The organism is Corynebacterium sp. KPL2861 (assembly GCF_040225475.1).
Classification (GTDB): Bacteria; Actinomycetota; Actinomycetes; order Mycobacteriales; family Mycobacteriaceae; genus Corynebacterium.
The window spans coordinates 13323-27699 of the sequence record NZ_JBEHFW010000017.1; the positions used below are offsets into that span (position 1 = coordinate 13323).

10 protein-coding genes are annotated in these 14377 nt (G+C 56.5%); 9 read left to right on the forward strand and 1 reads right to left on the reverse strand.

The window, feature by feature from the left end; all coding sequences use genetic code 11:
• Window positions 1–28 precede the first annotated feature (28 nt).
• The 9 genes from ruvB to ABRP84_RS10940 all read left to right on the forward strand — a co-directional run bounded on the left by ruvB (window position 29) and on the right by ABRP84_RS10940 (window position 12648).
• On the forward strand, window positions 29–1108 hold the full coding sequence (gene ruvB, locus ABRP84_RS10900) for a Holliday junction branch migration DNA helicase RuvB (RefSeq protein ID WP_023022590.1): 1080 nt from the start codon (window positions 29–31) through the stop codon (window positions 1106–1108).
• Between the two features lie 89 nt (window positions 1109–1197).
• The gene (gene yajC, locus ABRP84_RS10905; RefSeq protein ID WP_349853784.1) at window positions 1198–1572 is read left to right on the forward strand and encodes a preprotein translocase subunit YajC; all 375 of its coding nucleotides are present in this window, start codon (window positions 1198–1200) and stop codon (window positions 1570–1572) included.
• Between the two features lie 278 nt (window positions 1573–1850).
• Window positions 1851–3734 carry a protein translocase subunit SecD gene (gene secD, locus ABRP84_RS10910; RefSeq protein WP_349853785.1) on the forward strand — a complete coding sequence of 628 codons (1884 nt, stop codon included), beginning with the start codon at window positions 1851–1853 and terminating at the stop codon, window positions 3732–3734.
• 2 nt (window positions 3735–3736) lie between these two features.
• Window positions 3737–4909, forward strand: coding sequence for a protein translocase subunit SecF (gene secF / locus ABRP84_RS10915; protein WP_349853786.1), 1173 nt, complete (start codon window positions 3737–3739; stop codon window positions 4907–4909).
• 72 nt (window positions 4910–4981) lie between these two features.
• Complete coding sequence (locus ABRP84_RS10920; protein WP_349853788.1) at window positions 4982–6757, forward strand: ABC transporter substrate-binding protein; 1776 nt, start codon at window positions 4982–4984, stop codon at window positions 6755–6757.
• Between the two features lie 50 nt (window positions 6758–6807).
• Window positions 6808–7353 carry an adenine phosphoribosyltransferase gene (locus ABRP84_RS10925; RefSeq protein ID WP_349853790.1) on the forward strand — a complete coding sequence of 182 codons (546 nt, stop codon included), beginning with the start codon at window positions 6808–6810 and terminating at the stop codon, window positions 7351–7353.
• A gap of 85 nt (window positions 7354–7438) precedes the next feature.
• Window positions 7439–9733, forward strand: a complete 2295-nt coding sequence (locus ABRP84_RS10930; RefSeq protein WP_349853792.1) for a RelA/SpoT family protein — start codon at window positions 7439–7441, stop codon at window positions 9731–9733.
• 193 nt (window positions 9734–9926) lie between these two features.
• On the forward strand, window positions 9927–11966 hold the full coding sequence (locus ABRP84_RS10935) for a bifunctional metallophosphatase/5'-nucleotidase (protein ID WP_349853794.1): 2040 nt from the start codon (window positions 9927–9929) through the stop codon (window positions 11964–11966).
• Between the two features lie 109 nt (window positions 11967–12075).
• On the forward strand, window positions 12076–12648 hold the full coding sequence (locus tag ABRP84_RS10940; protein ID WP_410755690.1) for a DUF421 domain-containing protein: 573 nt from the start codon (window positions 12076–12078) through the stop codon (window positions 12646–12648).
• A gap of 158 nt (window positions 12649–12806) precedes the next feature.
• Here ABRP84_RS10940 and ABRP84_RS10945 read toward each other — a convergent pair whose 3' ends face one another.
• Entirely contained in the window at window positions 12807–14015 is a 1209-nt protein-coding gene (locus ABRP84_RS10945) for an IS110 family RNA-guided transposase (protein ID WP_349853795.1), read from the reverse strand.
• Between the last annotated feature and the right edge of the window lie 362 nt (window positions 14016–14377).

The following is a 14377-nucleotide window of genomic DNA, read 5'->3' on the forward strand; positions in this document are numbered from 1 at the left end:
GACGTCAAGAAGACACGAAGGCTACAGCATGTCCGATATTGAGCGCACCGAGTTCAACCTCCCGGAGGGAATGAATGAGGCGCACGATTCACAGCACAATAGTGATGTGGAAGCCACCGCTCACGCCGAAGAACACGATATCGAGCGCTCCCTGCGCCCGAAATCCCTAACGGAATTTATTGGGCAGCCAAAGGTCAGGGAGCAGCTTTCCCTCGTGCTTACGGGCGCTAAGAACCGCGGGGTCACCCCGGACCATGTCCTGTTATCGGGGCCGCCCGGCCTGGGTAAGACTACGATGGCCATGATCATTTCGCAGGAACTTGGGACGTCGCTGCGCATGACCTCGGGCCCAGCGCTGGAACGAGCGGGAGACCTCGCGGCGATGCTTTCGAACCTCATGGAAGGCGACGTGCTTTTCATCGATGAGATCCACCGCATCGCCCGGCCCGCCGAAGAGATGCTCTATATGGCCATGGAAGATTTCCGCATCGATGTGATTGTGGGAAAAGGGCCGGGTGCTACCTCGATCCCGTTGGAGATCCCGCCGTTTACCTTGGTCGGGGCTACAACGCGAGCAGGAATGTTGACGGGACCGCTGCGGGATCGCTTCGGCTTTACCGCCCAAATGGAGTACTACAGCACCGAGGATCTCACCCATGTGATCAAGCGTGCGGCACATATCTTGGACGTCGCCATCGACGATGATGCTGCCGTTGAGATCGGCTCGCGTTCGCGCGGCACTCCGCGCATTGCCAACCGCCTGCTTCGCCGCGTGCGCGACTATGCGGAGGTCAATGGAACCGGGCGCATCGATCTTTCCGCCGCGCAGGGGGCGTTGGAGGTATTCGATGTTGATGAAATGGGGCTGGACCGGCTGGACCGCGCCGTCCTCAGTGCCCTGATCAATGGCCACGGCGGCGGGCCGGTGGGTGTTAATACCTTGGCCATCGCCGTTGGCGAGGAACCCTCCACCGTGGAGGAGGTGTGTGAACCATACTTGGTTCGCGCCGGCATGATTTCGCGCACTGGGCGGGGCAGGGTAGCCACCGCAGCCGCATGGCAGCACCTGGGCCTGACGCCTCCGGATGGGGCAATTGGGCTGTTTTAAGGGCCCATGTGCACCTCGCTGGTGGGGTCCATGGGATGGAACTAGCCGATGGTTTTTGTGAACCAAACAGTCTGGCATACTGGAAAGTTATGGAAATCATCTTTCTCATAATCATTGTCATTTTGTTCATCATTCCTTCCTTTATGGCGATGCGTAAGCAACGCCAGCGCCAAAACGACATGCAATCGCTGCAAAATTCCCTGCAGAATGGGGACCGCATCGTGACCGCCGGCGGTGTCCACGGTGTGGTGCGCGGAACCACCGATACCAGTGTGGACCTCGAGGTTTCCCCGGGAGTTACCCTTACCTTTGACAAGATGGCGGTTGTTCGCACCGAAAGCGAAGCCCAGAAACTTAACCGCGGTAGTGCAGACAAAGCTGGAGAGCCGCAGCGAGACAACGGCGAGAACAACAATGATGATGGATTCAACGGCGGGGAAGGCGAGCAGTCCTCCGACCGTTAATCCCTCGTTATCGCCCGTGCTCTCAGTGAAAGCAGACGCGGGCGCATCCTGTGCACACGGCAAGTGATTCCTGAGCCTGCAATTGGCTTAAGAGAAACGTAGAACCTGACACATTTTCGCTGAATCGCGGACCCCGTTAAGGAAAATGTTGTTCCATGACGTACGATTGTGCGTTGTTAACGTGCCCGTGCCGAATCGGGCGGGCCGTATTTAATGTTTAATCACCCTGGTTTGCAGTGCACAGGAGAATATCGTTGTCCGCATCATCTCGAGGCGCTATGAAAAATAGCAACCGCCAATGGCCCAAACGCGCCCTCGCGCTTTTTGGGCTTATCGTGGTCGTTATCTATGCGCTGGTCTTTTTCACCGGAAACCGCCAAGCCACCCCAAAGTTAGGCATTGACCTGCAGGGCGGCACCCGCGTTACCTTGGCACCACAAGGTGAAGACCCCACCCAGGACCAGCTACGGCAAGCGCGCAATATTTTGGAACAGCGCGTCAATGGCATGGGTGTGTCAGGTTCCGAGGTCGTCATTAACGGCAATACCCTCGTCATCACCGTGCCGGGCGAGGATGCCTCGCAGGCCCAAGCAGTGGGGCAGACCTCACAGCTTTACTTCCGTCCGGTGGCGCAACCCTCCGCGCCGGATATGGAAAAGCTCGACAAAGAGCTGGAGGATATGGCTAACCGCTGGGTCAAATACGGCGTCCTAGATAAGGACGAGGCCAACAAGAAATTGGAAGACGTCACCAAGGCCGTTGCTGAACAACAAGCGCAGGCTGAGGGCAAGGAAACGAAGGACGTCAAGGCGCCAAAGGTATCCGCAAAGCCTCTGGATGAGCCTTCTAACTCCATCGAGCAGACCGAGCGCCGCGATGAAATCACCGAGATGTTGTTAAAGGACCGCCAATCGGAAGATCCGACAACGCAAGCAGCGGCCTCTTCGCTCCTGACTTGTCAGGGCTCCTCTGACCCACTGGCTGGTGCAGATGATCCGTCCAAGCCTTTTGTTACCTGTGACTATGACAGCGGCACTCCCTATGTGTTGGAGCCAGCACCGTTGCTCAACGGCGTTAAGGATGAAGGCGGTACCCGGTTGACGGGTAATGAGATTGATACCAATTCCCCGATCAACGGTGGCCTCAACCCGCAGTCTGGTCAGATGGAGATCAGCTTCTCCTTCAAGACTGGAGATGGCCCGAACGGCTCCCAGACTTGGGCTGACATCACGCGGGACCACCTGAACGATCAGATTGCCATCACCCTTGACTCGGGTGTTATTTCGGCGCCGGTCATCCAGGGTGCTACCCCGTACGGTTCTGCTACCTCCATTAACGGTGATTTTAGCCAAGAAGAAGCTAATAACCTGGCCAATAACCTGCGCTACGGCGCATTGCCGCTGTCCTTCGCCGGCGAAAACGGCGAGCCTGGCGGCACGGTGGAGTCCATTCCTCCGACACTGGGTAAAGCGGCGCTGGAGGCAGGCCTGTGGGCTGGCTTGGCAGGCTTGATTTTGGTCATCCTTTACTCGCTGTACTACTTCCGCGCGTTAAGCGGTGTGTCCGTCATCTTCTTGCTTGGCTCCGGCCTGCTGACCTACGGCGCCATCGTCCTGCTGGGGCGTTGGATCGGGTACTCGCTCGACCTGTCCGGTATCGCGGGTCTGGTCATTGGTGTTGGTGCCACCGCGGACTCGTTCGTGGTCTACTACGAGCGCATCAAGGACGAGCTCTTAGAGGGCAGAACCTTCAGGTCAGCAACGCAGAAGGCCTGGGAGCGCTCGCGCAGCACCATCGTGACCGGTAACGCGGTGACGTTGATCGGTTCTGTCATCGTCTACTTCCTCGCCATCGGTGAAGTAAAGGGCTTCGCGTTCACCTTGGGCTTGACCACGATCTTCGACCTCGTCGTGTCCTTCCTGGTCATGGCGCCGTTGATGCAGATCATCGGCCGCCGCCCAGCGGCAGCCAAGCCATCGATGAATGGCTTGGGCGGAATTTACGCGCTGATTGAAGAGCGACGCGAACGCGGCTACTACGCGGAGTCCCGCGGCGTTGCTACCGCATCGCAGGCGCGCGCCACTGACAATTCGGCATCCGCTAGCGCCGATTCGTCTGAGAGCTCAGCGCCCTCAGCAGCTGCGGAAGATGAGGAGAAATAATCATGGCCGTATCTACTAAACACAAGATTTCGCGTTTGGATCGTCTCTATGAAGACGAGCGTGGCTATGACTTCATTGGCCACACCAAACGGTGGTACGCGATTACCGCCGCGCTCCTCGTCGGCGCCATCGCCGCCATTTTGATTCGCGGGTTCACGCTCTCCCTCGACTTTGAGGGAGGCACCACCTTGTCCATGCCCGCTGGGGACTTGAAAGAAGATGAAGTAGCTACCGTCTTCGAGGACTCCACTGGCGTTGAACCTGAGCAGGTGCGCATCGTTGGCGCCGGCGATGCTGAGACGCTTGAAATCACCTCTGAGCGCTTGAGCCAGGAGGAGGTAGATAGCGCTCGGTCCGCTATTTATGAGGAATTCCAGCCAAAGGATGAAAACGGGGAGGCCACCCCGGACGCCATTGGTTCTTCCACCGTGTCCGAATCGTGGGGCTCCTCGATTACGCAGCGCATGATCCTCGCTATGGTCGTATTCCTTGTTGCAGCGACCATCTATGTGGCGGTGCGCTTGCAAAAGATTATGGCGTTTGCCGCCATTTTGGCGCTTATTATTGATGCCATTGTCATCGCCGGTATCTACGCGCTCTTCGGATTTGAAGTTTCTCCCGCCGTCATCATCGGTTTGCTCACCGTCCTGACCTTCTCCATCTATGACTCCGTCATCGTCTTTGACAAGGTCAATGAGAATACGGCGGGGCTGGAAGGCCAACGTTCTAAGACCTATGGGGAACTCGCCAACTTGGCGATTAATCAGACGGTCATGCGTTCCATTTCCACCTCCATCATTTCCGCGCTGCCTATTATCGCGTTGTTCGTCATCGCCGTATGGCTTATGGGAATCGGAACGCTGCGCGATTTGGCGCTGATCCAGTTGATCGGCGTTATCGAGGGTATTTTCTCCTCGATTTTCTTGGCCACCCCGTTGGTGGTGACGTTTGCTAATTGGACCAACCGCGTCAAGCGGCACACGCAGCGTGTGCTGGATTACCGCGCGGGTAAGTCTGAGGACGGTGAACCAGCGGAGGCGGGTTCTGGCAAGCGCAAGGTGGTCACGCCTTCCGATATCGGGGCCAAGACGCACAAGGAAGTGGCAGAAGAACAATCTCATCACGGCAGCAGTGCCTCCGGCCATACCGGTGCAACGTGGCGCCCGGGACGCTAAGTGCCCTTAAACAAGGCATAATCAGGCAGAGTAAGGCTTGGTCTTTTTAGGAGAAAAGGGGTTGTGCGTACCGTGGAACGCAGATTAGGCACCACACGGTGGTGGGGGCGCCGTCCCAAAATCGCGGCGGTTGCAGCGGGGCTTTCCGCCCTGGCGCTGGTAGCGGCCTCGTGCAGCAGTGAGGAATCCGAGAGCGGTGACCAAGCCGCGCCCAGCGATCCGGAGTCCTATAACTACACCGGATATATGGTCAACTCCCAGCTGGCAACGACGAATGCCGGCACCGCCTTTGGCAGCACCACTTCAGCGGCACAGCTTTCGACGCGCCTTTATCCCGGCCTTTTTGTGCCGGGGCCTTCTGGACAGCTCATTCCCAATGCGGATTTGGTAGAGACCGAAGAGCTTCCTCCGGCAGCAGATAGCGATCAGGAAAGCGTGCGTTTGACGCTTGCCGATGACGCCGTGTTCTCCGATGGCACCCCCGTCACCTGCGACGATTATCTGCTTGCCTATACGGCTGGCACGCACCCGGTTGAATTTGCCTCGCATATGCCGCTGATGAATGACATCGCGGATTTCGAGTGCGCACCGCATAGCAAGGACTTTACGCTGACCTTCCAGAAAGATCAGGGGCATCGGTGGCGCCAAATGTTTGGCCCTGGCACCGTCATGCCAGCACACGCGCTTGCGCAGAAGGCGGATTTGACCGTAGAGGAACTCAATGCGGCCTTGCACGCGGACGACATGGCGACGCTGAAGCCGGTAGCGGATTTGTGGCGTTATGGCTTTTCCACCGCCAAGGATGATTTTGACCCCGAGTTGCAGGTTTCCTATGGCCCATTCACCGCGGATAAGGTCGGCGATTCCGGCGAGGTTTTCCTCAAAGCCAACGAGCAATTTCGCGGTGACAAACCTGCCTTGGATCGCCTCGTGATTTGGCCGAGTACTGCCAATGCGGAGGAACTCGCGGATAAGGGAGTTCTCAAGGTGGCAGATTCCGCTACCGCAGCGCCTGACTGGCTCTCAGGGAAGGCAGGCAAGGACGCAGAATCTGGGGAAGGAAACGACGCCCCCGAATCCAACACTGGATCTGACTCGAATGAAGAAAGCGACTCCGATGGGGAGGACTCCGCGGGAGCAGAGAAGACCGAGTTTGAGACGACCACCGAGGTGGGCCTACAAACCGACACGCTGACGCTATCGCAGGCTGGGACTTTTGCAGAACCTTCTGCTAGGAAGGCATTTGCTGCCTGCGTGGATCAAGCGGCTATGGCACAAAAGAGCTCCGAAATATCTGGTGTCGATGTTCCCCCGGCTTATGTGCGCACCGTCTCTGTCCAAGATCCGGTGGCCCAAACGCTAGGCTCGGTGGCGAAGGACCACGAGGGAACGGACATGGCTGCGGCCGGCCAGTTGAACGGGTCCACCATCAGGGTGGGCTACGTTGGCCCGGATAAGCGCTATCAGGCGATGGTTGATGCGCTGCGCGCCTCCTGCGAGCCGGCGGGCATTACCATCGAGGATGCTGCGGATGAACACTTATCGCAGTTTTATCTCAACCCTGATCCAGAAACGGGGGAGCCAACCATCGACGCCTTCTTGGGAGCGGTCGATCCGCTGACCGAGTACTCCGCCGCTGACTCCAGCATCAAAAATTCGGTGCAGCTCAAAGAGCAGGAAGAACGGCTCTGGGACAGCGTTCCCTCTATTCCAGTCGCCGCACAGCCGCGTGTGTTCATTGTTCACCGCGACGTGGAGGGTGTCCTGCCGTACACTGGCATCTCGGGCATCGGCTGGAATATGGACCGGTGGCGCGTATCGGCACAAGAACCTGTGGAAAAAGCCTAGGCCTTATCCACTCTTAAATTAATTCTCGCTATTTAGCTTCAAGGAAGATGATGACTTCTCACTATGAATCAGCAGCACAAGCTTTACGCGATAAAGTGCGCCTTGTGCAGGATTTTCCGGAAAAAGGAATTCTTTTTGAAGACCTCACACCGGTATTAGCCGATCCTGAGGCATTTCAAGCCGTTGTTGACGGACTCGCGGCCGCGTGTGAGGAGCTGGGAGCGGATCTCATTGGTGGCTTAGATGCCCGCGGGTTCCTGCTGGGCTCTGCCGTGGCGTACAAGTTGGGTCTGGGCATTTTGGCCATTCGTAAACAGGGCAAGCTTCCGCCGCCGGTATATACCGAGGAATACGAGCTGGAATATGGCTCGGCCGCGTTGGAGATTCCGGCCAGTGGCGTCGATGTGAAGGGCAAGCGCGTGGTGCTTGTCGATGATGTCCTGGCTACCGGCGGCACCCTCCACGGCGCCAAGCTGCTTCTTGAGTCTGCGGGCGCCGAGGTAGCGGGCAACGTCGTGGTGCTCGAAGTTAAGGGGCTTAACGGCCGTGAACGCTTATCGGGCCCGCCGCTCATTGTGCTGGATGACGCTGACTAAGATGGTGTGTCTAAGCTAGATCACACGATCTGGAAAGGCTCTGCAGTCAGCAATATAGGCTGCGGCATTGTGAAGGGCGGTAGAGATGGCCACGGATAAGTCAGCAAAACGCCAGGCTAATAACGGGATGCGGAGCATGTCTGCCCGGCTTGCCCGGTCACTGACCGGCGGGCGGGTCAAGATTAACTCGGTGCTCGATCCCCTCATGTCCATTCACCGGAAATTCCACCCCAAGGCGGATGCGGAATTACTCAACGCTGCCTATAACACCGCGGAAAGGTTGCATGAGGGAGTATTTCGCAAGTCGGGCGAACCGTATATTACGCACCCTCTTGCCGTAGCTACGATTGCCGCGGAAATCGGTATGGATACCACCACCATCGTGGCAGCACTTTTGCACGATACCGTGGAGGATACCGATTACACGCTGGAGGATCTGACCCGAGACTTCGGGCCCGAAGTTGCCAGGCTTGTTGATGGTGTGACCAAGCTGGACAAGGTGGCGTTGGGTGCTGCGGCCGAGGCCGAGACCATCCGTAAGATGATCGTCGCCATGGCCAACGATCCGCGCGTCCTCGTCATTAAGGTCAGCGACCGGCTGCACAATATGCGCACCATGCGCTTCTTGCCGCCGGAAAAACAGGCCAAAAAGGCGCGCCAAACGCTAGAGGTTATTGCCCCCTTGGCCCACCGGCTGGGCATGGCGAGCGTGAAATGGGAACTAGAGGATCTGTCTTTTGCCATCCTGTATCCCAAAAAGTATGACGAAATCGTCCGCATGGTGGCAGAGCGCGCGCCTTCGCGCGATCGCGCCCTGAAGGAAATCATCACCCAAGTTAGCGCCGCCTTAAAAGAAAATGGCATCGAGGCCGAGGTAATGGGCCGACCGAAGCATTACTGGTCCATCTATCAAAAGATGGTCGTTCGTGGCCGCGAGTTTGCCGAGATCTTTGACCTAGTGGGCATCCGTGTATTGGTGGATGACATCAATAGCTGTTATGCCGCCATTGGCGTTGTTCACTCCATTTACCAGGCTTTGCCTGGGCGTTTTAAGGATTATATTTCCTCCCCGCGCTTCGGCGTTTACCAGTCTTTGCACACCACGGTGCTGGCAGACGGCGGAGCGACCCTAGAGGTACAGGTCCGTACCCACGAGATGCATTACAACGCCGAATTCGGCGTCGCCGCGCACTGGCGTTATAAGGAAACGAAGGGAAAAAATTCTGGGCACCAAGACGAGGTGGACCAGATGGCCTGGATGCGCCAACTGCTGGACTGGCAAAAGGAGGCGGCGGATCCCAATGAGTTCCTCGATTCCTTGCGCTATGACCTGACGGCGCGCCAGATTTTCGCCTTTACCCCGAAGGGCGATGTTGTGGATTTGCCAGCGGGCTCCACCCCGGTGGATTTCGCCTACGCCGTGCATACGGAGGTTGGCCACCGCTGCATTGGCGCCAAGGTCAACGGCAAATTGGTGGCGCTAGAATCGCCGCTGAAATCCGGCGACAAGGTAGAAATCTTTACCTCCAAGGATCCCAATGCCGGTCCATCGCGCGATTGGCAGGAATTCTTGGTCTCCCCGCGGGCGAAGGCAAAGGTCCGCCAGTGGTTTGCCAAGGAAAGGCGCGAGGAACACCTCGAAGCTGGGCGCGATGCCTTAGCCACGGAGGTGCAGCGTGGCGGCTTACCGATGCACCGTCTGTTTACCGCCAGCTCAATGAAGCAGGTGGCAGAACAGCTGCACTATTCCGATGTCGACGCCCTGTACACGGCCGTCGGTGCAGGGCATGTCTCCGCACAACACGTGGCCAACCAACTGGTGGCCTTGTTCGGCGACCGCGAAGATGCTGTGGATGCGCTTGCCTCCCGAACCCCGCTTTCGGAGCTTGAGCATTCCCGCGCGCAGCATACTAAGGACTCCGCCTCCGGCACCGGCATCTTGGTGGAGGGAAGCCCTGATGTCATGGCGAAGCTTGCGAAGTGCTGCCAGCCGGTGCCTGGGGATGCCATTTTTGGCTTCGTCACCCGTGGCGGTGGAGTGTCCGTGCACCGTGCGGACTGCGCCAACGCGGAAAAGCTCAAATCCGAGCCGGAACGCATGCTAAAGGTCGAATGGTCCTCTGGTACCTCTTCTACCGGTGCGTTTTCCGCCACGCTGCAGCTTGAGGCATTGGACCGTCAGGGCTTGCTGTCTGAGCTGACGCGGGTACTAAGTGACCAGAACATTAATGTGCTGACGATGAATTCGAACCGCGGCGAGGACCAAATCGCCACGATGCGATTTACCTTCTCTGTCTCGGATACCAAACAGCTGGGTTCCTTGATGACGACGCTGCGAAATACCGAGGGCGTCTTTGACGTCTACCGCGTGACCGCGTAACCGCTTGACATCTGACCACCTTCCTGCGCGGTTGCTGGGTAGAGGCAACGCGCGGGCTACGGACACATGACGATTGAGTGAACACTTGACGGAGGAAAGGTAAATGCCCAGTTCAAGGCGGATGCGCTTCCTGCGGATTGGTTAAGAAAGCGGTACAAATTGTCTGAATGCTTTCTACGACACAGGAGTAATAATGCAGTTCCGCCGCATTGGCCAGTTGGTGGCCGCTACTACCGCCACCGCCGTCGCGCTCTCCGGCACACACGCCCTAGCGCAGGAGAACACGACCACCATCTCGGTCACCAATATCACTGACTTGCACGGTCACCTGGAAGATGGCCTGAGCGACCCAGCTAAGGCGGGCGATGAGATTGGTGTGGCTCGCCTGCAATCGCTTATCAAACAGGTCAACGAAGGCCAGGAGTTCAATCTCACCTCTTCGGGCGATAACGTGGGCGGTTCTGCATTCGTCTCGGCCATCTCGGATGACAAGTACACCCTCGAGGCCCTCAATGCTATGGGTATGAAGGTCACCGCAGTCGGCAACCACGAAGTCGACAAGGGCACCGAGGACCTAACGGACCGTATCCAGCCCGCTTCTGACTATCCCATCCTCGGCGCCAATGTGTTAAAAGACGGCAAACCGATTTTGGACGCCTCCCATGTGGAAGAAATCGACGGCGTGAAGGTCGGCTACGTCGGCACCGTTACCCAAAACACCAAGTTCAAGGTATCTGCGGCAAAGATCCCGGGCGTTACCTTTACCGATCCTGTTGAGGCAACGAATAAGGAAGCCACCCGCTTGAAGGAAAGCGGCGAGGCAGATGTCGTGGTCTCCCTCTTCCACGAGGATGCGGAGGAATACGCAAAGGGCTTTAATAAGGACGTCGATATCCTCTTTGGTGGCGATACCCACCAGACCACCCAGGGCACGGTTGAACGCGACGGCGCGCTGCCACTGCAGTGGGCGCAAGGCTACGAGTACGGCAAGCTGCTTAACGATGCCGATATTACCTTCGACAAGGCCGCGGGCAAGGTGAAAAGCATTGATCTCAAGCAGTACGACGCGACTGCTGCGGCGCAGGTAGAACCCGATGCTGACATTACGGGCATCGTTAAGAAGGCACAGGATGAAGCCGAGGTAGAAGGCTCGAAGAGCGCTGGCACAGTCGAAACCGACTTGTTCCGCGGTTCCGATGAGGGGCAAAAGCCAGGCTCTAACCGCGGTGTCGAGTCCACCCTGAATAACTTCATCGCGGAAGGGCAGCGCTATGCCTTGAGCAAGCAGGTGGGTGAGGACATTGACCTCGGCGTCATGAATGCCGGCGGAGTGCGCGCCGATTTGCAGGGTGGCGACGTCACCTACAAGGACATCTTTGAGGTCCAGCCGTTTGGTAACTCCGTTATTACCGCGAAGGTCTCCGGCAAGGACTTCATTACCGCACTGGAAAACCAGTGGCAGGAGGGTAGTAGGCCGCGTCTTGCCATGGGGCTTTCCAATAACGTGCAGGTGGTCTATGACCACAAGGCCTCCCAGGGTGAGCGCGTCAAGTCCGTCACCATCAACGGCGAGCCCCTTGACCCGTACAAGGACTATTCCATCGCGCTTTCTTCCTTCCTTGCTTCCAGCGACAGCGAAAAGGGCGGCGATGGTTACTTTGAGGCAAGCTCCATCAAGGACAAGAACGATGTGGGATACATGGATGCCCAGGCCATGATCGACTACATTGCGTCCGGCGAGTCCGAGGTCCGCAAGGGACAGGGCCAAATTGGCGCCCACATCGATGGCGAAATTGCCCCAGGTAAAGAAATCACCGTCGATTTGTCCAGCTTGAACTACACCAGTGAGGGCGAGCCAATGGCTAAGACGGTTACGGTGAAGTTGGGGGATGAGGAAGTAACCGCCGATATCGATAATTCCAAGCAGGAAAGCGATGACCAATTTGGCGAGCGCGGACGCGCGCAGGTGACGCTGACCGTGCCAGAAGGACTCACCGGCTCCCAGAACCTAGAAATCACCACAGACGCCGGCACTCAAGCCATCCTACCCGTGGAATTGGGTGATGCCGATGGTGCCCCGAAGGTACCGCAAGGTTCCTCCTTTGGTGGCGCAGCCCTTGCCATCGTGGCGGCACTAGCGGCAGGAATCGCCATTATTGGTTTGCACCCCCAGGTGCTGCCGGCACCGCTGCGGGCCATCTTTGATGACCTGCGCAAGTCCTTTCACATCTAATTAGGAATCCAAATCCTGCGGATACACTAAAAGCGCTTTTCCTCGCTTACAGGGGGAAAAGCGCTTATTTTTCTGTGCTGTGTCTTGCATCCTAGTAACCTCAAAAGCCGTGGATATCTTTGAACGGTTTTTACGCGAGGCTACTTTTCAACTAGGAATCGAGCTACATCGAGTTCCTGTTGTCATGTTGTCTACATTAGGCATCTATCTCGCCTTTATGGTCTTGGTGAAGCTTTTTGGTTCCCGCGTATTGACCTCCATGACGGCCTCTGACGCGATCATCATCATTATGTTCGGTGCTGTTGCCGGGCGTGTGATCATTGGTGTTCCGCCCACATTAGCGGCGGGTGTTATTGGGCTGACCACGCTGATGGCCCTGGAAGCTGCATTCGGTACCATCCGCAAGGTGGTGAAGTGGACGCGATTTTTGGATCGCCGTCCTGTTCTCATCGTCTTTCAGGGCGAGATGATTGACGATAATCTCACCGTGTCTCACATCACTCGCTCTGACGTGTATTCCGCGGTGCGAAAGGCTGGTTTAGCCCGCATGGAAGACGTTCAGATCATGGTTTTAGAGCCCACCGGGCATATATCTGTCATTAAGAATGGTCAGGACATAGACCCCGATATCTTTAATGACCTCGTTGGCTCTGGGTATATCAAACAGGCCAAAGAGTCTTAAGGATTTGATAGAGGGGGTGTTCCTATGTAGTTTGTCAATCTCGCGGGTGGGGCGGACGGGGGCGGATCCTCAACTCGGGATTTTTTAGGTGTGTTGTTTTTGCGCGCGACTTGTAGCCGACTGGGATTTTTCCAGTCGGCTTGTTTCGTCGTTAGGGGTTAGGCTGCTGCGGCTTCCTTTGCTGGGGCAGGGTCGCGGTAATACTCGTGGTTGCGCATCATGGCGTAGAGGACGTTGATTCGTCTGCGGGCGAGTGCTACGACCGCAGCGTTGTGACGCTTGCCTTCCTTGCGCTTTCGTTCATAGAATTGCCGTGAACGCTCGTGGAATCTGATGGATGCAAAAGATGATTGCCATAGGGCGTTCTTTAATTTTTTGTTGCCGGCTCTATTCAGCGAATTCGACATTATTGAAGTGCCTGACTGGTTTGTCCGGGGCGACAGCCCAGCATATGAGGCCAAATGTCCAGGTGTTGGAAAGTCAGACATATCCCCGACAGTCATGAGGATTTGTGCTGCTGTTTTCGGGCCGATTCCAGGCATGGGTAGCAGGATTTGTGTGTGGGGAATGTCGTCGATGAGGTCGATGACTTCCTTGTCGATCTCTGTGCGGTGATCAAGCTTGGCAAGTGCGTCTTTTGCTGACATTGCCACGCCCATTTCTGCATAGTGTGCACCGGCAATGGATACTGTTTGCTCAGCAATGGCAGCGAATATCGCATCGATAACTGGCTCGGGATTACGCGCTTTATGGCGGCGAGCGAAAGCTACAGCTTTTGTCTTACCGAGGCGTTTGATTTTCGTTGGCCCGCCGTAGCGGGCAAGCAGATGAAGGACCCATTTACGGTGGATTATCTGGCCGCGAATGGCCTGCTCAAATTGCGGGTAGCAACCGACAAGTGCACTTCGAATCTGATTGATGAGCCTGGTGTATGAGCGTGCCAAGTCTTCGTCGATACCATTGAGGACCTTAAGCTGACAGAAAGCCTTGTCCACGCGGTCGACACTGCGAAGGGATGCTGGAAGGTTCTTGCCAGCATGGGCAATGATGTAGGCATCTCGGATATCCGTTTTGGCGTTTCCGGCATGGATGCGTGAGAGCTGACGCATTGCCAAGCCGGGAAGATAGCGCACATCAATTCCAAGGTCTTGGGCTACCGCAACAGTAAGCCGACCGATGTTATTTGGCTGGTCAACAACGACAAGGACCTTGTTGTTACCAGAGTAGAAATTCGAAAAGAGCGCGCGTAAAGCCTGCTCGTTTTGATTGATTCGTTTGGATAGAACCTGGGCGCCGTGGCTATCTAAGACGCAAGCGTGGTGGAAGTATTTTCCAACGTCCATTCCAATGACATAGTCGTAGACCATGTCAGACCTCCTAGCGAGTTGAATGAGTATGAGACTAGTTTCATCGCTGGTGGTCGGACATACTTCACGCTGGCATCCACATTACTGAGGTTACCCTCGTTTAGTGGACACCCGATTAGTGCGGATCTTGTGTCCGTAGGAGAGGATGTTCATTGTGAGTTCGTCAAGGAAGAAGTACGAGAGTGTCTAATGGTTTGTGTGTGGGAACCTAACCCGCATGAGGAGATGGACCAGAATGACTACTATGGCGAGACGAGATCCGGCTGATAAGGCCAAGATTGATGAGATTGAAAAGAAGCTGCTTGCTAACCCTGAAATCGCGAAACTGATTGATGAGCTAGGCACGTCGACAACGGATGCCA